Below are 21,135 nucleotides of genomic sequence, written 5' to 3'. Positions count from 1 at the left end.
CTTGTACAGGTGCAGGGCTTTGGTCTGCGCGTGGCGGGCGATGATGTCAGGCTTGCCGTCGCCGCTGAAGTCGCCGGCCGCGAGGATGGTGTCGAAGCTGTTCCAGCCGGTGCTGAAGGCGCCGCCTGTGCCTGCTTGGAGGTCGCCGGCGCCGTTGCCTTTGTACAGGTGCAGGGCTTTGGTCTGCGCGTGGCGGGCGATGATGTCAGGCTTGCCGTCGCCGCTGAAGTCGCCGGCCGCGAGGATGGTGTCGAAGCTGTTCCAGCCGGTGCTGAAGGCGCCGCCTGTGCCGGACTGGAGGCCGCCGGATCCGTTGCCCTCGTACAGGTGCAGGGCTTTGGTCTGCGCGTGGCGGGCGATGATGTCAGGCTTGCCGTCGCCGCTGAAGTCGCCGGCCGCGAGGATGGTGTCGAAGCTGTTCCAGCCGGTGCTGAAGGCGCCACCCGTGCCTGTTTGGAGGTCGCCGGCGCCGTTGCCCTTGAAGAGGTGCAGGGCTTTGGTTTGAGCGTGGCGGGCGATGATGTCGGGCTTTCCATCACCATCGAAGTCCGTGCGGACAGGTGGGGGCGTCTCACCACCGCCACCGGGGTCACCCGGGCCACCCGGGACACCCGGGACACCGCCGCCCCCGCCGCCGCCAACAGTCCAGGCTGAATCGCCAGCGACTTTTTGCAGCTGCTTCACCGTGTCAGCCGATTGATACGTGACGAAAAATGCTAGGTATCCGAGCTGGTACGACCAGGAGCAAGCGCAGCCATCGACGTTGTGATTATAGTAAGTCTTCCCGTAAATCACCGAATCGGCGCAATTTGCGATATTCTGGTACGAGATGTAGCCTGTTCCTCGATCGACATACCAGGCGTTTGATTCGAGATAGTAATCTTCGACCTCAATTACGAGGCTATCGAAGCTCCAGTCTTTCTTGTGTGTAAACCTAGTTGAGTTACCGCCTGCTGCGTCGTAGGTCCACCAGTCATCGCCGTCATGTTTGAAGCACTGGCTCTTGACGTCTCCTGTCTGCACAGTAAACGCATCGCGCGGGGTGTCGCCACTTCCGCCAAAGATTGAATCGTGGTAGCTGTCACGGAAATTCCAACTCCCGAAATACGTCCACCATTCGCCGTATTGGTCCTGAACGTGGGACCAGTAGCCACTAACCGCGAAAGCGTCGTTCGGGATCTCATCTTGCAAAGCTGCTTCGGTGCGGGAGTCCGTCTCGGCGCCCTGGACGCCCTCCCCCTTTAGGGTCTTTTTCGAGGCTTGCGCTAGTTGGGCCTTGTCGTACTCTGCTTGCGCCTTCTCTGGCGTGAGGTTGTAGAGTCCCGCTTTTGGCAGATCGAATAGAACCGGATCGCCTCCGGCCTGGACGATTGACCTGTTTAGGCCAATGTAATCAACTTCAGACTTGTCGCGCTCGAACTTTTTGACAGCTTCGATCACGCGAATATTCGCAGGCACATAGTTGGAAGGTTTGGGGCTTGCCAGTGATGGCGACCCCCAGAGGGCACAGGCGGTTGTCATGGCAACAAAGCCAGCTAACCTCTTGAGCGCGGTGCTCGACTTCTTCAAAGAGTTGCTCCCTACGCAAACTCATCTTACAGTTTGACCGGGTGATCATCGCCGAGCCTTTTATAAGGTGTCAAGTCCATCTGACAAGGCGTACAAATCCGACAAATGCGTCCTACGGGTGGGGTGGATGTGCGGTCCGAGAAGCATCGCAATATTATTGCAGCTAGTGAAGCGTCGTAGGCAGGATTCAAAAAAGTCGCTATGGCGTGATGATCGATGGGAGATTGGAGAGCATTGAAAGTTCGTGCCGCAGGAGCGATTGCCGTCGCTGCCGTGTTTCTCGGATCCGTATCCGCCTATGTAATTGCGCGTGATAAGCATGAATGCTCAGGCGGGAGTGACTTGGCCGTAGCCGTAGAACTGCAGCTTGCCGACGCCGCGTCCCTTCCCTCCGTGGCGCTTGCCCTAGGGGTTCCCCGAGATGATCCGCGCTCTCTGCCGCAGGGGTTCCAGCAGGCAGCCATTGTCAAAGTGCGGTGGCAGCAGTCGACGCGTGAGGATGGCTGGTATCAGGTGTTCGGATTTAGGCGGGGAGGCCAACCTCGTTCTCTCCCCGTGCACGGCGGCTGGAATGGCGACGGTAAGTCGAATGCTACTGCGGCAACGTCAATAGACAAGTTCCTGGCGCGTTGCGACTGGATTCCCAGCCTCGGCTTGAGTGACGATAGCCTTCTGATTGAAACGGTCGGTGCTCGCTCCACCCAGGAGGGCTTCATTGCCTCGATATTTCTTACTGATCTAGGCGGGTCTATAGTGACGGACGGGTCGACCGAGCTGCTATTTGGTTTGGCGCACATTGACGAGGATGGTAAAATCCGATGGGCAAAGCGGCTTTGAACTCAAGCGTCGTAGTCTCGCCGCGGTAAATGCGGCTACAGCAGCGACGGCCGTTGGTGTCGCTACTGCAGCCGCGTAGCCTGGTGGAGTGGAGGATTCGTGACCACAGCGAAGAACATCGCAGAGAGCCTGCTTGCGCAGCAACTACCGCGCCGGTGGCGTCACGTTCAAGCCGTCGCCGCAAAAGCAAGTCGTGTTGCCGAAGCGCTTCCGGTACCAGAGCGGCATGTCTTGGTGGCGGCTGCGTGGCTGCACGACGTGGGGTATAGCCCGGACCTTGTCGACACCGGCTTTCATTCCCTCGACGGCGGAAGGTGGCTGCGACGAGAGCAGTTTGACGACCGGATTGCCGGCCTGGTTGCCCACCATTCTTGTGCGTGGCTTGAAGCGGAGGCGCGTGGGCTACACGACGCCTTGATGGCCGAGTTTCCTCGGGAGGATTCCCCATAGCCGACGCCCTGTGCTTTTCAGACATGACGACCGGCCCGGACGGTCAGGACTTCGAGGTCTTGGAGCGGCTGGCAGAGATTCGGTCTCGCTACGGTCCGGATCACCTTGTGACGCACTTTATCATTCGGGCCGAACCGGAAATGGTTGCTGCGGTACGTCGCACCCAGCAGCGCCTATCTCAACCGATGTAGGGCTCCGTGCGCTCTTCGTAGCCGTGCCTGATGCGCAGCAGGGTCGATGGGTGGATGTCGTAGCCGCCTAGTTCGTCGTGCGGCACCCAGCAAACATCGATTGACTCGCTACTCGGCGTCGGCGTTCCGGCGACGGGCACTGCGCGAAAGCATAGGGAGAATTGCTGCCGTACCTCGCCATCGGAGTACGCGATAACGTGATCAGGGTCGGAGTAGACCCCTACCATTCCGGTTATCTCGACCGTGATCCCGGTTTCCTCGTGCGTCTCCCGGACTGCGGTCTGCGCTACCGTTTCTCCGATTTCCTGCCCTCCGCTCGGCAGCGACCAGAGTCCGTTCCTGCAGCGGAATGCGCCCAGGAGGATTGAACGGGTGCCGTATCGCATCCCCCGGGGCTAACCGGCACCGCCATGTCGAGCTGGATGACCAACTGGGCGCGACCGCCGCGATCAGTCGCGAACGAATGTGGACAGCCTTGGACTGTCGTTGCCGATCGTGGCCCCTACTGCGGCAACCGGCGAAGCTTCGTCCATTCCTTCGGGACGAAGTGGCCAAGCTCCGCCAGCGAGACGATCGACGGAACTTGAGACCGCTGCAAGCATCGGGATGGCAAGACGCTCACTAGGTGTCTAGGAAGTCCCATTCGCTCCCTAGAACCCATCGCAGGGCCGACAGCTTGCCATGGACAAAGCCCCAACCCCAGTCATCCCAGGGGCCGACATTGTCGGCACCGTACCTGTCCTCAATTTGTCGCATGGCGGCTTCCATCTGGGAAGCTAGCGTCTCTGGCGTCGGGTCAGCCTCGCCACGCTCCTCCTTCTCCTGTCGGATAAGCTTTCGTACGTACCATATCTTGTCGAAGAATTCACGCTCCGCTTCAAGGATCTCAACGAGGGTACGAGGCTCCTCTTGAACTAGCTCAACTTCCTCGACAAGCTCTTCGAACTCGTCCCCGAAGTGCTCTGTAAGCCCGGCAGCAAGACCCTCCAAGCCTAGGAGGTAGCGGACACGGCCATCGTCGAAAATGTCATTGAAGTCGGGATGAGGCTTCCTTCGGTCGCCGTTGGGGAGAGAGAAGTCCTGGTGGTTCGAGGTGGCAAAGCAACAGACGTCTGATGGCCGGCTCTTCTTCACCGCATCCCGGAACATCTCAATAAGGAGAGCGTCAGCCACGCTGTTCTTCGCCAGATGAAACGGAGCCCTCTTCTCCAACGCTCTCAGTATCACCGACGCTTGCTGGCGGCTGCTCGGCTCCACTGCGGCCGGGTGGCTCAACAACTCCCGAATCTCTGTGAAGTTCCTCAGTGACAGGGACGACAGTAGAGGCAGGCGATGGCTCATCTCTTCAAGCCATTGCTCCCGTTGGTTTCCGCCATACTCGTTGAGATCAATCTTTAACTGCCGGACGCGCTCTGCAACGCTGGCTGAGACAGACGCCTCAACCCGAGGCCGGTTACGCTCAAACTCCTCGACAACCAGCGAGGGCACGATCAGTCGAAGGCGCTTCTGGTGGAAGAGCACTCGGAGCGGCACGATGAGCTTCTGGCCGTCTCGATGCTTCGCCATGTCGAGCCAGACTGATGTGTCGACCAGCAACCGGAGCACAGGTAGAGGGTACTGGTCACTCCTCACAAGGCAGTGCGACCACATCGCTCCTCAGTGGGGCACGCAGGCGCTCGGGGCACACACGGGGCACAAGACACTGTCAAACGTCGTCAACCAGCCATCAACGATGGCGGCCGAGACGCCGTGTGAGCAGGCGTCAGGTAGCGTTCCCGCTGGTGGCGAGACAGCGGCTCTAAGTTCCGCTTCAACGTCTGACGGTCGCCGGTCTTTGCGGTTGTGCCACGGAACCGGGAGCAGGGGGATTTGTCACGCTCCGAATCGTCGGCTGCGGGCCGAGTAGGAGCGCAGGGCGCGCAGGAAGTCGATCTTCCGGAAGCCGGGCCAGTACACGTCGCAGAAGTACAGTTCGGAGTAGGCGGCCTGCCAGAGCAGAAACCCGGACATGCGGCGTTCTCCGCTCGTGCGGATGACCAGATCAGGGTCGGGTTGGCCTCCGGTGTACAGGTGCGCCGCGAGAGCGTCGGCGGTTAGTCGCTGTGCGACGTCGTCGAGTGTGGCGCCCGCTCGTGCCTCCTGTTCCAGCAGGGAACGAACTGCACTGACGATTTCCTCGCGGCCGTCGTAGCCGATGGCGACCGTGAGATGGAACTCGGCACCGCGTTCGCGGGTGGCGTCTTCCGCGAGTTTCAGGGCGTGGCGTGTCGAGTCGGGTAGGACGTCCGCGCGGCCGGCCAGGTGAAGCTGCCAGGGATTGGCCGGGCGGAGGAGCGGCTCCGCGACGACCTCCTCGATCATCCGCATCAGGTTCTCCACCTCTTCGGATGCCCGCTTACGCATGTTGTCGACGGAGGCGATGAACAGAGTGACGTGATGGATGCCCATGTCGGCACACCAGCTCAGTACCTCGTGGACGTGTTCCGCGCCGTACCGGTGGCCCACCCCGGGGTCATCGAAGCCCACCTGCCTGGCCCACCGGCGGTTCCCGTCCATCACCATTGCCACGTGCCGTGGCAGCGACTTCCCAGCCAGCTGGGCGCGGAGGCGGCGGGCGTAGAGCCGGTAGGCGCCACGGCGTATGGGCTGCATCATGATCGAATGAAATCACCTCATCGGCGCTGGCGTTGGCCCGCGCGGACTGTCGACAGCAACGGTGACAGCTACGAGCCGGAACAAAGACGCCCACGCCCGGCGTCGCGTGGACGGTCGGTCGAGGCGGGCGACGGATGCGGACGCAGGCAGACGAAGCGCACGGTTCTTGTAAACGAGACGTCGGATGGACCCTGCCAGCGACGCCACTGCCGAAACGTTCTCATTAGGATCAAGGCACCGCGCAAGCGCGGCGCAGCGGCCCGCTCGCACTCGGCCTGCTGACGGCCTCCGGCCGGCATCGGCCGGCGCGGCGGGCCGCAGAAGGCCGATGACGGCGACCGATCAGATTCGTCTTGGTCGGATGCGGTGCCCAGTCCGGTGCCGCCCCTCAGCTAACAGGAGGTCTACGGCAGCGAGGACTGCTCGCCAGGCATGGGTGGCCTCCGGATCATGGCGCTTGGCGAGCCTCTCGAAGGTGGCGAGGGTACGCTGCACCGACTCCAAGTGCGGGTCAAAGACTGAGGGCCGGCTCCAGCGGAGATAGCCCGGCGTGACGTGGAGCCGAACGTAGCTGGCGTCTCGGTAGCGCGGGTTGCTCAGTGAGCGCTGGCGGAGGTAGGCCAGTTTCCCGAGCGCCAGCGTATCGGCGAGAGGCAGATCCTCGTCTTTGGCCACGTAGGGCATCTTGGCGGAGGGCCTTCCCTGAGGCCAATGGTTTGCGGCCTGTGACGATCGCGAGGGTCAGGGCCGCCGTCGAGGTTGGGGCGATCGGCTGCCGCGCCGCTTCGCGGCTTGCCACCGGGTACCAAGGTCCAGGCGCGCGGAAAGCCGGCGACACGGCAAGCCGCCCCCGGCCCGAAGGCCGGGGGCGGTAAGCCGTACACCGCCGGACAGCCGCGCGCCCACCGTGCAGCCGTGCCAGCCACGTGCCAGTAGCCGGTGTCCCAGACGGTCAGCAGCGGTCATGATCGGGCACCACGGTACCGCGGCTGAGCAGGCGTTCCGGACAGATCAGGTCAGCCGAGAACGATCTTCCAAACTGCGGTTGCCGAAAGACGACTGCACGCGTGTCGACTCGTCAGCGGCCCGGGAGAGAATCGTCCAGTGACGATCGTCGAGCCGCCGCAGGTAGTTACAGAGCAGGCCGTCTTGCAGCTCCTGCGCTTGGCCTTCCTGGAGATCCGGTTCTACACGGCTCCGGTGGACGAAGAGCCGCTGGAAACCTTGCTGAAGCGGCGTGAGCAGATCAACGAACTTGCCGACCTCTGCCATGGGCTACCCGGCTGTGTCGCCCCGGAGCGACGGCATCTGCTGGGCGACAACTTGAGGTACCTGTGGCGTACCTCCTCTGTCCGGAAGCAACGATGGATGCGTTCTCACTGGGATCATCTTGGCTACGACCACCGCTGGCTCACGGACTCGGATGCACCTCGTCGGGCGGACGCAGCAGTCGAAGACGCCGGACCGGGGGCCGTGCAGAGTACGTGCAATGATCTTGACTCGTCCGGCACGTGACCGACGCGGACGTCCAGGTCAAGGGCATACTCGCCAGCCTGCCTCAGTCGCCTTCCTAAACCGTGTGTCGCAGGTTCGAATCCTGCCGGGGGCACCTCGAAGATGGAGCCAAAGCGCCATCTGAGCAGCGGATGTGTTCCCGCGTCGATCGGTCGATCCGTGCAGTCGGGTGTCACCTGAAGCCGCCGTTTGCAGCCGTGCGCGGAACACGTGCAACGATCTCGGACCGCATGAGTGGGGCTGTCCGTGCAGGTCAGTGTCCCGCCAAGGGTGAACGACGGGATGCGCGTCTGCAGTGTCACGAACCCGCACCGACGCGTGCTCAGTGATCGACCACGTGGACGGCTGTTTCGCGCTGCTCGACGGCACGGCTCGTCGAACCAGATAACGATCTTGTTGGGGTGGCGGCGAGGAAAGCGGCCCGGGGAGCGGAGTGTCGGTCGACCAGCGAACGCACTGCGGCGACGTTGTGCGTCTTGCGGACGAGCTGGTACGTCCTCCGCGCCCCGGGCAAATCGCCGACGACCGGAAGGAGTGCGCCTGGTGGTGCCCGGCGAACTCCTTCCGGCAATCGGCGAGCGGTGACTCAGTTGAAGGTGTAGCAGTACAGCTGCACGTTGGCGGTGTAGTAGTAGTCGCTGACCTTCGTGCTGCTGCTGTAGGTCGTGCGGCAGTCGAGGTAGGTGTTGAAGCCGCCCATCTGGGCCTTCCACTTGGCGTCGTTCTCCGCCGACCAGATGGCGAGCGAGGCGGAGGATCCCGAGCCGTAACCCGTGTACCAGCCGACTGCGTTGGCTCCAGCGTCGGCGGACGCGGGGGCCGCACCCGCCAGCAGGGACACTGCGGTCGCGCCGGTGACGGCGGTGGCAGCGAGGATCTTTCGAATCGCGCGCATTGAAGCTCCGTTCTGTTCGAAGGGATGCCTTGAGCCTGCCACGAGAATCAACCACTGTCAATTCAGCCGTGCCTGGTGTTGACAGTTGTTAAAACGTTCGTGGGGCGCGAAAGCTGTTTCGGGGATGTCGTCTGCTGCCCCGGTCCAGGTAGGCGGCTTGGGGCGGCGTTCCGTGCCGCGATCCAGGCGGTCACATCTGCTTTAAGGTCGGTGAGACTGCGCCGGGCAGACCGACGTGATTGCGGTAGGTTGGTTCGCGGAACCAGTTCGCCCAGGGTTCAGCCACGACGAGTGGTTCGGGGGAAAGCGCAGGTGGAACTGGCGTGCTCAATGAGCTCCGGCTGGATGGCCGGCTAGCGTAGCTGCTTAGCGTGCTTCGTGGTTCCAGTTCGGTCCTGGCCCGCCCGGTCGATGGTGCGGAGGAGACGCACAACTCCTGGTGGCGGCGTATGCGAGCAGTCTGGCCGAGGGGTCACGTCCACCGTGGCAACAGGTCGGTAGTGCCGTGGCGGACGTAGTCGATGATCACTGTCCGTCAAATTGGGGCAATCCCAGAGGGCGTGACCAGGGGACGGCGCGGGCCGGTGCGTAATTGGTCGTTCGACCTGGGGCACCATGCTGTTGTTGGCCGCGATCGAGGTGGTTATGGCGACCGGTGCGGGGGCGAGCTGTCAGGTCGCGGTAAAGCCGCCCATGGGCGTGGGCCACTTGCAGCTTGATCTTGCCCTAATTGCGTGGAGCGCCTTCCGTGGCCGCAGGTGACCGGCCCGTACGAGGCGTGCGTCGTGCGGTATTCCTGACCGAGCCGGTTGTCGCAGGTTCGGATCCTGGCCGGGCGGAAGGAATTGGCCATGACGCCACAGTGCTCGTCCCGAAAGGGAGGGGCTCGTTTGTCTGGTTGCCATCCCCCTGCACTCCGTCGTCGTACCCGAATCGCGGCTCGCGCGGCGTGGGGCGGCGGACGCCGCCGGGTGGGGTGGGCCATTATGCGGCCGACACCGCCGGGGGCACCGGCGCGATCGACCGGTACGACCCGTGGAGATAGAGCAGCGGCGCCTTCGCCGGATTCAGTGGGCCGTACGACACCGCCTCCCCGATGACCACCGAGTGGTCGCCCTGGTCGGAGAGGTCGCGTACGCGGCAGTCGAAGTAGGCCAGTCCCTCGCTGAACACGAGACAGCCGGTGGCCGGCGCCCGGTGCACGCGGACGCCGGCGAACGCGGCCGCGCCGGAGGGCCGCCGGGCGTCGGCGAACCAACGGGCGACGTCCCGTTGGTCCGCCGCGAGCACGGTGACCGCGAAGATGCCGGAGTCGCGGATCTGGGTGAGCAGTCGACTCCGGTGCTTCAGGCAGGTCAGGACCAGGGTGGGGTGCAGCGAGACGGTGGTGAACGAGTTGACCGTCATCGCCAGCGGGATGTCGTCGTACACGCTGCTGACGATGCCGACGCCGGTGGCGAACGCCCCGGCGGTACGGCGGAACTCCACTGCCCGGTCCTGGTTGGTCATGGCGTCAGTCCTGACCCCAGACCAGGCAGAACGGGTGTCCCACCGGGTCGGCGTAGACCCGGAAGCCGTGGTTGCGGCTGCCGCCGCCGCGCAGCCGGGTGGCGCCCAGCCGGAGCACCGCTTCCTCGGCCTCCTGGATGTCGTCCACCTCCACGTCGAGGTGGGCCTGCTGCGGGAAGGCCGGATCCGGCCACTGCGGCGGCTGGTAGTCGGCGACGCTCTGGAGGCAGAGGCGGGGATGCCCGTCCGCGCCCTTCAACGTCACCCAGTACCCGTCGCTGTCGGCCCACTCCAGGCCGGTCAGCTCGACGTAGAACTCCGCCAACTTCTCGGCGTCCGGACAGTCCAGCACCACCGAGTGCAGTCGACCTATCATCCGACCTCTCCCGTCATCGTCGTACGCGCGATGACCGGCGCCCCCGGTCACCGTGTCAGTGAAGGTACTCGCCGAAGGTGGTGAAGTAGTCGATGGCGCGCACGGGCGGCCCGGTCTCGGTGGAGACCTGGAGCAGCACCACCCCGCGGTCGTCGCCGTCGCCCGGTCCGCCGCTGGCGACGACCACACCGCCGTAGTCGGCCTTGACGATCCGGCCGGGCGTGCCGCCGTGCGCCCGGGCCGGCCGGGTGGCGGCCTTGACCCACAGCCGGAACCCCCGGTGCGTCGTCCAGGCGTTGACGAACGGGTCCGACTGGCCGCGCACCAGGTCGCAGATGGCGGTGGCGCTGTCCCGCCAGTCGATGCGGGTGTCCTCGACCCCGATCCGGTGGTAGAACGACGCCCCCTCGGGCGGCTGCGGCTCGCCCCGGTGGCCCTCGGCGACCCGCTCCAACGCCTCGAGCGTGACCGGCACGTACTCCGCGAGGAGGCGCTCCAGGATCTGGCCGGCGGTGTCGTGCGGGCCGATCTTCACGCGGGCCTGGGTGATGATCGGGCCGGTGTCCAGCTCCTCCGCCATGTAGTGCACGGTGAGGCCGGTCTCCTCCTCGCCGTTGCGGATGGCCCAGTTGACGGCGCCGAACCCGGCGTACGCGGGCAGCAGCGCGTCGTGCGTGTTGACCGCGCCGCGTTCCGGGATCCGCAGCACCTCCGCCGGCACCCGGGTCCGCCAGTTGGTGGAGACGATGAGTTCCGGTGCGAGGTCGCGCAGCTGCTCGTGCAGGTCGGGCTCGCGGGCGGTGGCCGAGTAGCGCACGGGCAGTCCCAGGTCCGCCGCGGCCAGCTCCACGTCCGGCTCGCCGAGCCCGCTGAACTCGGCCCGGTGGGTGAGCACCAGCAGCACCTCGTGGTGCGGCGCGATGCCCCGCAGCACGGTCGCGCCGAGCTCGCCGTACCCGAAGAAGACGATCCTCACGGCTTCGCCGCCCCGGTGGCCCGCCCGGCGCGGAAGCGGACGGTGTTGACCCGCAGCCAGCCGGAGGAGTCGCGCTGGTCGAACACGTCGTCCGCCTCGAAGGTGGCGAACGCGGTGTCGTAGCGGCTGTGCGGGGAGCGGCGGCCGATCACCTGGACGGTGCCCCGGTGCACCCGCAGGATCGCGTCGCCGGTGACGTCCTGCTGGCTGAAGTCGATGGCGGTCTGCAACATCAGCCGCTCGGGGGCGAACCACAGGCCCCGGTAGACCAGGGCGGTGTACTTCGGCATCAGCTCCTCCTTGAGCTGCGCCACCTCCGGGTCGAGCACCAGCGACTCCACCGCCCGGTGGGCGTGCCAGAGCAGGCTGCCCGACGGGGCCTCGTAGATGTTGCGGGTCTTCATGCCGAAGATCCGGTTCTCCACGATGTCGAGCCGGCCGATGCCGTGCCGGCGGCCGATCCCGTCGAGCGTCTCCAGCACGGCGCTGGCGGACAGGGGCGTCCCGTTGACGCCGACCGGGTTGCCGCCCTGGAAGTGGATCTCGACGGTCTCGGGCTCGTCCGGGGTGTCGGGGAGGTCGCGTACCCGGAACAGCAGCCCCTCGGGCGCGGGCTGCGCCGGGTCCTCCAGCGCCTCGCCCTCGTACGAGGTGTGCAGCAGGTTGCTGTCGATGGAGTACGGCCGTTCGCCGCTGCTGAGGTCCAGCTCGATGCCGTGCCTGCCGGCGTACGCGAGCAGGTCGCTGCGGGAGGCCAGGTCCCACTCCCGCCACGGGCTGATCACCGTGAGGTCGGGGCGCAGCGCGGCGAACGTCATCTCGAAGCGGATCTGGTCGTTGCCCTTGCCGGTGGCCCCGTGCGCCACGGCGTCGGCGCCGACCTCCTCGGCCACCCGCACCTGCGCGGCGGCGATCAGCGGCCGGCCGATGGAGGACCCCATCAGGTACTGCCCCTCGTAGAGGGCGTTGGCCCGGTACATGGGGAAGGCGTAGTCCCGGGCGAACTCCTCGCGCAGGTCGACCACCCGCACCTCGTCGGCGCCGAGCTTCTCGGCCTTGCGGGCGGCCGTGTCCAGCTCCTCGCCCTGCCCGAGGTCCGCGATGAACGCGGTCAGCCGGCAGCGGTACCGCTCCTTGAGCCAGACCAGGGCCACCGACGTGTCGAGCCCGCCGGAGAAGGCGAGCACGATGTGCTGGGGGGCGATGTTGTTCCGAGCAGACATGATGGTCACACCTCTCCGGCGGGCACGGTCGCCCACAGCTGGTCCATGGTTTCGTGGGTGAAGTCGCGGGTCAGGTCGGACGTCGAGGCGTACCCCATGTTGATGATCTTGCGGCGGCCCTGGCGGACCGGGGCGACCCGGTGCAGCGTGGTGTTGGTCCGCATCAGGTACAGGTCGCCGGGGAACAGCTCCATCGAGTAGATGGGACGGCTGACCAGCGCCCGGTTGACCTCCGGGCGCTCCTTGTTCCAGACGGTGTTGGGCACGCACTGGACGAAGCCGCCGTGCTCCACCGGCGGGCACTCGACCACCCAGACCAGCGCGAAGGTGAAGTCGTCCCAGTGCCAGCCGTGGGTGTCGCCGTCCTTCTCCAGGCAGGTGATGACGAACTGCTCCGGCTCGTACGGGCACGGGTGCACCGGCTCGCCGGCCACCTCCGACAACACCCGCAGGATCGGCTCCGCGGTGTAGATCCCGTTGATGACGGTGCCCAGTTCGGCGATCTCGGCCCGGGTCACGTTGCGCATCCGGCGCGGCGTGTAGTCGGTCTCGGCGAACCGCAGGTCCCGGCGCGTGCCGGCCTTGTCGATCAGCTCGTTGACCTCGTCGGCGACGGCCTTCTTGACGCTGTCGGGGGCGACGAAGGAGACCTTCGCGTGCCCCAGGTAGGAGAAGTCGCGGCGGGCCGTGGCGACGTCGTCCGGCGCCACGTCGCGCTCCACGTGCTCCCGCAGTTCCTGGTACAAGACTCTCGAGTCGAACACGGATCCTCCTTGGTTAACCTCGCGCCGCCGCGACGCGCGCGAAATCGATGACGGCCGCCGCCACCTGCGTCACGGCGGCGGAATGCAACACTCCGAAGTGGTCGGTGCCGATGCGCTGGGACCGGGCCGCCCCGACCCGCGCCGTCCACTGGGCGAGCTGCGCGTCGAGCAGGTCCGCGCCGATCACCAGCGCGGGAGTGTCGACCGGGCCGTCGTGGACGTACTCGGCGCTGGCCCGGACGTGGCGCTCGTAGCTGCGCCACCGGTGCGCCAGCAGCGCCGTGGGCACGGGCTGCCCGACGGCGGCCAGGCAGGCCGCGAGCGCGCCGAGGGCCAGCCGCCCGTCGAAGCCGGCCGGCTCCGGGCCACCCGTCACCCGGGGCCTCGGGGCGTCCGGCTCCAGGTCGAGGGCCCGGTGGATGTTCTCGGTGAAGGTGTCGAAGCGGTGCCGGACCTCGTCGGCCGGCAGCTCGTAACCGACGGGCGGGGCCGAGTCCAGCACGACCAGCGCCGAGCGCCGTCCGACCTGGTCGGCGGCCATCTGGTAGGCGACCTGACCGCCGAAGGACCACCCGCCGAGCAGGTCCGGGACCAGCCCCGCCGCGTCCAGGTCGGCCCGGTACCGGCGGGCCAGCGCCGCCACCGTCGGCAGTTCCGCGCTGTCGCGGGAGGCGGTCACCCGCCAGTGCTCCGGCAGCTCCGCCAGCAGGTCCTGGTAGTCCTGCGGGCTGCCCCCGGCGCCGTGCACGAGGTGCAGGTGCGGCCCCGGGCCCGCCCGCAACTCCACCAGCGTCGACTCCGCCGCCATTGGCTGCGACCCGTTGCCCAGCAGGTCGGCCAACCGGCGGGGGGTCGGCTCGCCCAGCCACCGCACGACGTCCACCGCCGGTCGCCCGTCGGCCGTCAGCGCGTCCACCAGGCGCAGGGCGCTCAGCGAGTTGCCGCCGGCGGCGAAGAAGTCGACGTCCGCGTCGGCCGGCGGGCCGCTGAGCACGTCGGTCCAGGCGGCGACGACGTGCTGCCAGTCCGCCGACTCGGGCAGCGGGCCGGTCGCCCGGCCGCGGTCCACGGTGGCCGGGGCCGCGCGGCCGGCCCGGGCGCGGGTGGCGACGTCGAACGAGCCGACCGTACGCTGCGGCTCGGCGCCGCCGTCGGCCAGCACCTCGTCCAGGTCGTGCAGCAGGGCCAGCACGCTGCTCTCCCGGTAGCGCCCGGTGTGGTACTCGATCTCGGCGAGGTAGCCGCCGTCGGCCTCCCAGACGGACATCGCCAGGTCGGCCCGGGCGGCCCGGTTCGGGCTGGGCAGCAGCGTCGCCGGGACCGGGCCGAGCCGCAGGTCGGTGCCGATCGGGCCGAGGTAGCTCAGCAGCAGCGGCGCGGGATCGCCCAGCGCGCTCCGGGTCGCCTCGGGCAGCGCCCCGAACACCACCGGGTACGGCACCGCCTGGTGGGTCAGCATCTGCCACATCCCGTCCCGGGCGGCGCCCACCACCCCCGCGACGGTGTCCGCCCCGTCGACTGTGGCCCGGGCCACGCAGAGGTTGGCGGTGTACCCGAGCAGCGCCTGGTCGCGGGCGGTCATCCGGTTCGCGGTCACCACGCCCACCGCCACGTCCGGCCCGGCGCCGGCCCGGGCGAGCACGATCTGCGCCGCGCCGAGGATGACCGCGAACGGGGTGGCGAAGGTGGCCTTCGCCAGGGCGGCGATCCCGGCGCCCGCCTCGGCGCTGAAGCCGTAGCGCAGGATCGCCCCGGGCGCGCCGCTGGCCACCTCGCCCGGCAGGTCGGGTTCCAGGACGGCGGAGGCGGCGCCCGTGAGCGCGTCGCGCCAGTACGCCAGGCTCTTGTCCCAGCGGCCGTCCGCGCGGGCCGCGGCCTGCTCCCGCGCGTACGTGCTGAACGGCACCGGGTCGGCCGGGAAGCTGACGGCACGCCCCTCCCGGGTGGCCGCGTACGCCTCGGACAGCTCGCCGACGAGCAGTTGGACCGCCCAGCCGTCGAGGACCACGTGGTGCACGGTCAGCAGCACCTCGTGCCGGTCGCCGACCCGGACCAGGGTGATCCGGGCCAGTGGCGCGGCCTCCGGTTCCATCGGCCCGGCGTGCACCTCCTCGGCGACGAGCCGCAGCAGGGTGCCCGGGTCGGCCGGTCCCGGGTCGTCCACCTCCACCCGGTGCGGGCCCACGACGATCCGGGGCGCCACCACCAGCGTGACGGCGTCCGCCTGCCGGACGACCGAGGTCCGCAACGCCTCGTGCCGGTCAACCATCGCCTGCCAGGCGACGGCCAGCGCCGCCTCGTCGAGCGGCTCGTCGACCGCGAGCCGCCAGGTGAGGTGGTAGACGGACCTGTCCCGTGCCCGCTGGTGCACCCACCACAGGGCCTCCTGCATGCCGGTGGCCGGGACCGGGCCCGGGACCGCCCCGGCGTGCTGCTCAGCCACGGGTGGCGAGCAGCTCGGAGGTCAACCGCTTGCGGTCGACCTTGTCCACCTCGGTCAGCGGGATCTCCGCCCGGTGGTGGAACGCCCGTGGCCGCATGTACGGGGGCAGGTGGCCCACCAGCCGGGTGAGGTCGTCGTCGGCCAGCGCCGCGCCGGTGTAGACGGCGTGCAGGTCCAGCTCCCCGTCGGCGCCGGCCACGGTGAGCACCACGGCCTCCACCACGTCGGCGTGGGCGCGCAGCGCGGCCTCGATCTCGGCCAGCTCGACCCGGTTGCCGCGCACCTTCACCTGGTGGTCGATGCGGCCCTGGTGCACCAGCTCGCCGAACTCGCGGCGGACCCGGTCGCCGGTGCGGTACCAGTGCTCGGCGGTCAACGGCCCGGTGCCGTCGTAGAGCCGGCCCCGCTCGCCGTCGAAGGAGACGAACCGACCCGCGTTCTCCGTCGGGTCCAGGTAGCCGGGGAAGCGCTGCTCACCACGGACGCACAGCTCGCCGTCGTCGCCCGGGCGCAGGTCCTCGTCGAGCAGCACGTAGTCGAGGTGCGGGTAGATGTCCCCGATCGGCACCGACCGGTTCGACGACTCGATCCGGGCTGCCGGGTCGGCGGGCACCTCGTACGCGGTGACGATGACCGTGGTCTCGGTGGGGCCGTAGCAGTTGATCACGGCGGTGTTCGGCGCGGCGGCCGTCCAGTCGTTGACCTGCTCGATGGTCAGCGGCTCCCCGCCGAAGGAACTCAGCCGCAGCGTCGGCATGCTCTCCGGCGCCAGCGCCCGCAACCGCTTGGCGAACGAGATCAGCGACGGCACGGACAGCCAGTGCGTGAGCCGCTTCGTGTTGATGAAGCGCACCGGCGTCAGCACGTCGCCGCGCTGCGCCACGCACAGGGTGGCCCCGGTGCCCCACGCGCCGAACATCGCCAGGATCGAGCCGTCGAAGCACATCTCGAAGGTCTGCGAGACCCGCGACTCGGGCCGGAACCGGTACCGCTTGGTCACCTCGGTCAGGAACGAGTCGACGTTGGCGTGGGTCGCCGGCACGCCCTTGGGCTTCCCGGTGGTGCCGCTGGTGAAGATGATGTACGCGAAGTCGTCGCGGCCCCGCTCCACCTCCGGCGGGATCTCCGTCGCGTCGCCCGGGGCGAGGAACCGGCGCCAGCCCTCACCGGTCAGGTCGAGGACCGTGACGGTGGTCTGCGCGCGGAACTCGGCCAGCCCGTCGCCGGAGGTGTCGTCGACCATGACGAGGTCGAGCCCCGCCTCGTCGGAGATGGCGAGGTTCCGGGCCGCCGGGTTGGCGGGGTTGAGCGGCACCACCGTCGCACCCAGCCGCAGGGCGGCCAGGTAGGCGATGTAGCCGACGAGGCTGCGGGAGGTGAGCAGCCCGACCCGTCGGGGTGGCCGTCCCGGCACGCGCTGCATGGCGGCCGACAACCGCTCGGCCGCGGCCCGCAACTCGGCGTAGGTCAGTGCGTCCGAGGCGACCTCGATCGCCACGTTGTCCGGGTACTGCCGGGCTGACGTACGGAACCAGTCGTAGAGGGTACGGGTCTGCATCGCACATCCTTCACAAGGTCTGCCGGTGCGGGCGGTCCGCCGCCGGCGCTGGGGTGGTCGACCGGTCTCGTTCCAGGTGCCGCAGGTGGTCGAAGGTGGTCCGCACCAGCGCGGACCGGGGGCGTCCCCGACGGGCCGACTCCACCGCGAAGCGCAGGGCCCGGGGCAGGTCCGCCCAGGCCCGCACCGCCTCGTCGTCGCCGAGGTGGCGGTACCGGAACGTCCGGTGCTGCGCGACGGCCCACAGGTCGTCCAGGTGCGCCCCGGCGGCCTCCGGGTGCGCGACGACGTGGTCGCGGAGGAACTCCAGGGCCGCGTCCTCGTCCAGCAGCCAGTCGCCGGGCAGCTCCGGCTCGTCCCCGGGGGCGCCGGTACGGACCAGCCACTGCGGCTGCCCGCCGGCCGGCGGGGGCATCCAGAAGCCGAAGGCCAGCGCGTTGCGCCGGTCCTGCTCCGGGCGCCACGCGGGCGGCGGGGTCATCGCGGCGAGCAGCCCGGCGGTGCCGAGCCAGCCGGCGTACGGCTCCTGCTCGCCGGCGGGCAGCAGCCCGCTGAACCCGTCGACCACGTGCCAGTCGTCGCCGCGCCGGTCGTCGACCAGCAGCCAGTGCGGCGCGTGGGCGGTGCCGCCGGACGAGGGGGACCAGGGCAGCGCCGCGTTGTCGGTGACCACCAGCACCCGGCCGTGGCGCCGCAGCTCCGCGTCGACGGACCCGACGACGCCGTCGGCCGGGGCGGTGGCCCACGCCAGGCGGGTGCCGTCCGGCAGCCGGTCGAGCGGCATCCGGTGGTGGGAGAAGGCGAGCTGTCCCTCCGGCAGGTCCGTGCGCACCGCGACGCGTACCGAGTCGGCGAACCGGTCGGGGGTGTCGGCGAACTCGCCGGCCCGGTAACCGGCCAGGTTGGCGGTGTAGCAGCTCAGCCCGGCGAAGCGGGGGTCCGGGGCGGTCATCGCGTACCCACCACGTGCGCCACGCTCGCCGGCACCCGGCTGTGCCCGCGCAGGCTCACCCACCGCAGGCCGGCCCAGCGGCCCGTCCGCCGGCCCGCCGGCACCGGGATCGCCCAGGGCCGGCCGGCGAGGCCCGCGCCGGTCGCCTTCACGCACGCCTCCTGCACCGTCCAGATCCAGGCGAACTCGCGGTCCCGGGCCGGTGCGGGCAGCCGGTCCAGGGCGGCGCGGACCGGCGGGGCGCAGCAGCGGCGCAGCAGGGCCGGCGGCGCGGGCACGGGCACCTGGACGTCGACGCCGACCGGCACGCCCCGGCCGAGCGCGGCGGCCACCGTCCCGGCGTCGTGGGACAGGCTGACGCTGATCCCCGGCCACTCGGGCAGGTGGGGCTGGCCGCCGTCGCGGGCGGCGATCGGCGTGACGCCGGCCGCCCGGCCCAGCTCGGCGGCGAGCAGCAGGCGCAGCAGCGACCGCGCGGCCAACCGTTCGGCACGCGGGCCGGCGGGGAGGTCACCGACGGTCGCCAGGTCCGCCGGGGCCGGCGGCAGGTGGGCGAGCAGCCGCTGCTCGGCCACGGCCACCCGCACCCGGGCGCCCAGCCGCAGCCGGACGATGCCCCGGTGGCGGCCCGTCGGGTCCCGGCGCGGCCGTGCCCGGCAGGCCAGCGCCGTCCGCTGCCGGGCCGTCACCACGGCCGGTCCCGCAGCAGGTCCGGCACGTGCTCGGCGATGCCGGCGAGCATCGCGCCGGTGGCGCCCCCGGCCGTGGCGAACATGCCGGCGGCGGCCCGCAGCTGCGCCAGCCCGCCCTCGGCGTACGCCTCCGCGCCGAGCAGGGCGGCGCACTCGCCGAGCACCACGTCCAGGCCCTGCGCCACCGAGGTCTTCAGCAGCATGCTGGTCACCAGGGGTTCGGTGCTTCTCCGGTGGGCGTCGCAGGCCGCCTCGATCCGCCAGGCCTCCACCACGCACCGGGCGAACCGCTCCCGGATCGCCGCGTTGTCCCAGGCCCGGCCGTCGCCGAGGGGACGCTCGACGAGCCGGCGATGGGTGTCGGCGAGCACCCGACGGCACATCGCCGCGGCCCACACGCCGCCCGCGAAGCGTTCCGTGGCGATGTGCCGGGCGAAGCTGACCATGCCCCGGCCGGGCCGGCCGATGAGGTGCGACCGGTCCAGGCACACCTGGTCGAAGTGCAGGTCGCCCAGGCCGGCGCCGGTCAGCGGGGTGCCCCGGGTCGCGGACACCCGCACGCCGGGGGCGTCGGTGGGCACCAGTACCCAGACGAAGCTGGTGAAGTGCCGCTGCGGGCGGTGCCGGGCCAGCACGAGCGCGTGCCCGGCGGTGCGGGCGTTGGTGATCCACCGCTTCCCGCCGTCGAGCACCAGCGACCGGTCGTCGAGGCGTACCGTCGTGCCCAGCTCCATCAGGTCGGAGCCGGCGCCGTCGCGGTCCGTCGCGGCCAGCGCGAGCGTCGCGCGACCGGCGACCGCGTCGAGGTACGCGGCCCGCACCGGCCCGTCCGCCGGCTCCGCGTCGACCTGTTCGCGCAGGACGGGCAGCGCGCTGGCGACCTGGACGCAGACCGACAGCACCACCCCGACCGGGCAGTACGCGTCGAGGGTGCCGAGCAGTCCCGGCAGCTCGGCCGGCCCGAGGTCACGCAGCAGGCCGTGCTCGCCGAGCGCCCGCCAGACCGCGCGGGCGTCCCCCGGGGACTCCAGCCCGCGCAGCGCCGCCCCGGTACGCGCGGCCACGTCGCCACCGGTGTCGGCTGCCGCCGGGCCGGGCCCGGTGGGGGCCGCCGCCGGTGCCGTCCGCAGCTCAGGCAAGGTGCACCTGCCGGTCGCGCAGCGTCAGCGCCCCGTTGACCAGCAGCAGCCGGTCGTTGGCGTAGTTCAGCGAGGCCGAGCGGAGGTCCCGGAAGACGCGCTCCAGGTACAGCGGCGACGACCTGAGGTAGCCGTGCCGCAGGCCCACCAGCTCCACCATCTCGTCGGCGGCGGCGAAGCACTGCTCGGCGGCGTGCACCTTCAGGGAGTTGACCAGCAGTTGGGTCGACGGGTCGGCCACGTCCGGGGTGCCCTCCACGGCGGCGACGGTGTGCCGCAGCAGGGCGTTGACCAGGTCGAGCCGGCCCCGGACCCGGGCCAGCCGGGTCAGCAGCAGCTCCGAGGAGGGATCGAACTGCCCCCGGCCGGCGTCGCGGATGTGGTGCAGGATCCGCGACAGCGCGCCGGTCGCCGCGCCGAGCCACGCCGCCGACCAGCCGATGTGCGCCAGCGGGCCGAAGGTGGGGGCGACGATCTCGCGGAACTTCCCGGGAGCGCCGATCACCTGGTCGGCCGGCACCCGTCCGGTCAGCCGCATCGGCACGCTCTGGGTGGCCCGCATCCCGAGCGGCTGCCAACCGCCGCGCACCTCCAGCGTGAGCTGGTCGCGGCGGGCGTACACCAGGGAGACCTGGCTGGGCGAGGTGGCGTCCGGCGCCAGCGTCGTGATGAGGTACGCGTCGGCGTGCTGGCCGCCCGTGACGATCGGGGCGTCCCGGTCGATCGTCAACGTCCCGGCGTCCTGCCGGACCGTCGACTCCGAGCTGAGCAGGTGCCCGCCCTTGCCCCGCTCGGTGGTGACCGAGGCGAGGTAGACGTCGCCCTTGCCGAGCTCCGGCAGGAGCCGCGCGGCGAACGGGCCGTCGGCGTGCCGGACCACCGCCACGACCTGCTGGCAGTGCATCGCGAAGATCAACGCGACGGACATGTCCACCCGGGCCAGCCGCAGTGTCACGTCGACGAGGTCGCCGAGCCCACCGCCCCCGCCGCCGTGCTCCGCCGGCACGAGCAGGCCGAGCAGGCCGGTGGCCCGCATCGCGTCCAGCGCCGCGACGGGGAACTCCGCCGCCTCGTCGGCCTGCTCCGCGTGCGCGGCGGCGGCGGCCAGCACCTCCTCCAGCGCGGCCTCGTGGCGGGTCGCGGTGCTCACGCCGCCCGCCCCCGCAGCGACTCGATGGTGTTCCACAGGCTGCCCGCGGTGGCGAAGGTGCTGTCGGTCAGCAGCTCGTCGGGCATGGACACGCCGTAGGTGTCCTCGATGGTGAACAGCAGCTCGATCGCGCGCATCGAGTCCAGACCCAGCTCGTTGAGCGAGGCCTCGGCGGTGATGGGCTGCGTTCCCGCGTACTTGAGGAACGGCTTGAGCAGGTCCGGAAAAGCGGCGTCCATTG

The 21,135-nt window shown here is 69.4% G+C and carries 21 protein-coding genes; 3 read left to right on the top strand and 18 right to left on the bottom strand.

Translation table 11 applies throughout. The features are described from left to right. A partial coding sequence (locus EV374_RS04210; RefSeq protein ID WP_165947710.1) for an FG-GAP repeat domain-containing protein occupies window positions 1-1,569 on the bottom strand: 1,569 nt, incomplete at its 3' end. A gap of 216 nt (window positions 1,570-1,785) precedes the next feature. On the opposite strand from EV374_RS04210, the gene EV374_RS32860 reads away from it, so the two are divergent. After that, a complete protein-coding gene (locus tag EV374_RS32860; protein ID WP_132231740.1) occupies window positions 1,786-2,406 on the top strand; it encodes a hypothetical protein in 621 nt (206 codons plus the stop codon). A gap of 99 nt (window positions 2,407-2,505) precedes the next feature. Beyond that, the gene (locus EV374_RS33230) at window positions 2,506-2,856 is read left to right on the top strand and encodes an HD domain-containing protein (RefSeq protein WP_486485566.1); all 351 of its coding nucleotides are present in this window, start codon (window positions 2,506-2,508) and stop codon (window positions 2,854-2,856) included. 178 nt (window positions 2,857-3,034) lie between these two features. Here EV374_RS33230 and EV374_RS04195 read toward each other — a convergent pair whose 3' ends face one another. The 4 genes from EV374_RS04195 to EV374_RS04180 all read right to left on the bottom strand — a co-directional run bounded on the left by EV374_RS04195 (window position 3,035) and on the right by EV374_RS04180 (window position 6,377). Next, complete coding sequence (locus tag EV374_RS04195; protein WP_132231738.1) at window positions 3,035-3,433, bottom strand: NUDIX hydrolase; 399 nt, start codon at window positions 3,431-3,433, stop codon at window positions 3,035-3,037. 235 nt (window positions 3,434-3,668) lie between these two features. Continuing rightward, complete coding sequence (locus EV374_RS04190) at window positions 3,669-4,652, bottom strand: PIN domain-containing protein (RefSeq protein WP_132231736.1); 984 nt, start codon at window positions 4,650-4,652, stop codon at window positions 3,669-3,671. A 267-nt stretch (window positions 4,653-4,919) separates the two neighbouring features. Then, window positions 4,920-5,702, bottom strand: a complete 783-nt coding sequence (gene uppS / locus EV374_RS04185) for an undecaprenyl diphosphate synthase family protein (protein ID WP_486485565.1) — start codon at window positions 5,700-5,702, stop codon at window positions 4,920-4,922. A 342-nt stretch (window positions 5,703-6,044) separates the two neighbouring features. Further along, window positions 6,045-6,377, bottom strand: coding sequence for a hypothetical protein (locus EV374_RS04180; protein WP_132231734.1), 333 nt, complete (start codon window positions 6,375-6,377; stop codon window positions 6,045-6,047). Between the two features lie 429 nt (window positions 6,378-6,806). Here EV374_RS04180 and EV374_RS04175 point away from each other — a divergent pair, with 429 nt between their 5' ends. Further along, window positions 6,807-7,217 carry a hypothetical protein gene (locus EV374_RS04175; RefSeq protein WP_132231732.1) on the top strand — a complete coding sequence of 137 codons (411 nt, stop codon included), beginning with the start codon at window positions 6,807-6,809 and terminating at the stop codon, window positions 7,215-7,217. A 586-nt stretch (window positions 7,218-7,803) separates the two neighbouring features. Here the strand turns inward: EV374_RS04175 and EV374_RS04170 are convergent. The 13 genes from EV374_RS04170 to EV374_RS04110 form a co-directional block, all read right to left on the bottom strand. Continuing rightward, the gene (locus EV374_RS04170; protein WP_132231730.1) at window positions 7,804-8,112 is read right to left on the bottom strand and encodes a hypothetical protein; all 309 of its coding nucleotides are present in this window, start codon (window positions 8,110-8,112) and stop codon (window positions 7,804-7,806) included. A 984-nt stretch (window positions 8,113-9,096) separates the two neighbouring features. Beyond that, window positions 9,097-9,621 (bottom strand): flavin reductase family protein, encoded by a 525-nt coding sequence (locus tag EV374_RS04165; RefSeq protein WP_132231728.1) that lies wholly within the window; start codon window positions 9,619-9,621, stop codon window positions 9,097-9,099. Between the two features lie 4 nt (window positions 9,622-9,625). Beyond that, window positions 9,626-9,997 carry a VOC family protein gene (locus EV374_RS04160; protein ID WP_132231726.1) on the bottom strand — a complete coding sequence of 124 codons (372 nt, stop codon included), beginning with the start codon at window positions 9,995-9,997 and terminating at the stop codon, window positions 9,626-9,628. Window positions 9,998-10,052: 55 nt separating this feature from the next. Further along, a complete protein-coding gene (locus EV374_RS04155) occupies window positions 10,053-10,973 on the bottom strand; it encodes a methionyl-tRNA formyltransferase (RefSeq protein ID WP_132231724.1) in 921 nt (306 codons plus the stop codon). After that, on the bottom strand, window positions 10,970-12,196 hold the full coding sequence (locus tag EV374_RS04150) for an argininosuccinate synthase (RefSeq protein WP_132231722.1): 1,227 nt from the start codon (window positions 12,194-12,196) through the stop codon (window positions 10,970-10,972). Before EV374_RS04150 ends, EV374_RS04155 begins: the two co-directional genes overlap by 4 nt. A 5-nt stretch (window positions 12,197-12,201) precedes the next feature. Next, window positions 12,202-12,960, bottom strand: a complete 759-nt coding sequence (locus EV374_RS04145; RefSeq protein WP_132231720.1) for a HalD/BesD family halogenase — start codon at window positions 12,958-12,960, stop codon at window positions 12,202-12,204. Between the two features lie 13 nt (window positions 12,961-12,973). Then, on the bottom strand, window positions 12,974-15,403 hold the full coding sequence (locus tag EV374_RS04140; protein WP_486485564.1) for a condensation domain-containing protein: 2,430 nt from the start codon (window positions 15,401-15,403) through the stop codon (window positions 12,974-12,976). Then, window positions 15,396-16,961: an amino acid adenylation domain-containing protein gene (locus EV374_RS04135; protein WP_132231718.1), complete on the bottom strand. Its 1,566-nt coding sequence runs from the start codon at window positions 16,959-16,961 to the stop codon at window positions 15,396-15,398. The genes EV374_RS04140 and EV374_RS04135 overlap by 8 nt, the downstream gene beginning before the upstream one ends. Before the next feature lie 10 nt (window positions 16,962-16,971). Continuing rightward, window positions 16,972-17,913, bottom strand: a complete 942-nt coding sequence (locus EV374_RS04130; protein WP_132231716.1) for a hypothetical protein — start codon at window positions 17,911-17,913, stop codon at window positions 16,972-16,974. Beyond that, window positions 17,910-18,605, bottom strand: coding sequence for a 4'-phosphopantetheinyl transferase superfamily protein (locus EV374_RS04125; RefSeq protein ID WP_132231714.1), 696 nt, complete (start codon window positions 18,603-18,605; stop codon window positions 17,910-17,912). Before EV374_RS04125 ends, EV374_RS04130 begins: the two co-directional genes overlap by 4 nt. After that, window positions 18,599-19,735 (bottom strand): acyl-CoA dehydrogenase family protein, encoded by a 1,137-nt coding sequence (locus EV374_RS04120; RefSeq protein ID WP_486485603.1) that lies wholly within the window; start codon window positions 19,733-19,735, stop codon window positions 18,599-18,601. The genes EV374_RS04125 and EV374_RS04120 overlap by 7 nt, the downstream gene beginning before the upstream one ends. A gap of 1 nt (window position 19,736) precedes the next feature. Next, on the bottom strand, window positions 19,737-20,894 hold the full coding sequence (locus tag EV374_RS04115; RefSeq protein ID WP_132231710.1) for an acyl-CoA dehydrogenase family protein: 1,158 nt from the start codon (window positions 20,892-20,894) through the stop codon (window positions 19,737-19,739). Further along, entirely contained in the window at window positions 20,891-21,133 is a 243-nt protein-coding gene (locus tag EV374_RS04110) for a phosphopantetheine-binding protein (protein ID WP_089002193.1), read from the bottom strand. Before EV374_RS04110 ends, EV374_RS04115 begins: the two co-directional genes overlap by 4 nt. Between the last annotated feature and the right edge of the window lie 2 nt (window positions 21,134-21,135).

Source organism: Micromonospora sp. CNZ303, from assembly GCF_004345505.1.
This window is presented reverse-complemented; position numbering and strand designations above follow the sequence as displayed.

What these genes read in the sequence shown, in the direction of transcription:
- EV374_RS04150 (WP_132231722.1), bottom strand. Translation starts at nt 12,196, where the DNA reads ATGTCTGCTCGGAACAACATCGCCCCCCAGCACATCGTGCTCGCCTTC.
- EV374_RS04165 (WP_132231728.1), bottom strand. Translation starts at nt 9,621, where the DNA reads ATGACCAACCAGGACCGGGCAGTGGAGTTCCGCCGTACCGCCGGGGCG.
- EV374_RS04130 (WP_132231716.1), bottom strand. Translation starts at nt 17,913, where the DNA reads ATGACCGCCCCGGACCCCCGCTTCGCCGGGCTGAGCTGCTACACCGCC.
- EV374_RS32860 (WP_132231740.1), top strand. Translation starts at nt 1,786, where the DNA reads ATGGGAGATTGGAGAGCATTGAAAGTTCGTGCCGCAGGAGCGATTGCC.
- uppS (WP_486485565.1), bottom strand. Translation starts at nt 5,702, where the DNA reads ATGATGCAGCCCATACGCCGTGGCGCCTACCGGCTCTACGCCCGCCGC.
- EV374_RS04110 (WP_089002193.1), bottom strand. Translation starts at nt 21,133, where the DNA reads ATGGACGCCGCTTTTCCGGACCTGCTCAAGCCGTTCCTCAAGTACGCG.
- EV374_RS04170 (WP_132231730.1), bottom strand. Translation starts at nt 8,112, where the DNA reads ATGCGCGCGATTCGAAAGATCCTCGCTGCCACCGCCGTCACCGGCGCG.
- EV374_RS04160 (WP_132231726.1), bottom strand. Translation starts at nt 9,997, where the DNA reads ATGATAGGTCGACTGCACTCGGTGGTGCTGGACTGTCCGGACGCCGAG.
- EV374_RS04195 (WP_132231738.1), bottom strand. Translation starts at nt 3,433, where the DNA reads ATGCGATACGGCACCCGTTCAATCCTCCTGGGCGCATTCCGCTGCAGG.
- EV374_RS04135 (WP_132231718.1), bottom strand. Translation starts at nt 16,961, where the DNA reads ATGCAGACCCGTACCCTCTACGACTGGTTCCGTACGTCAGCCCGGCAG.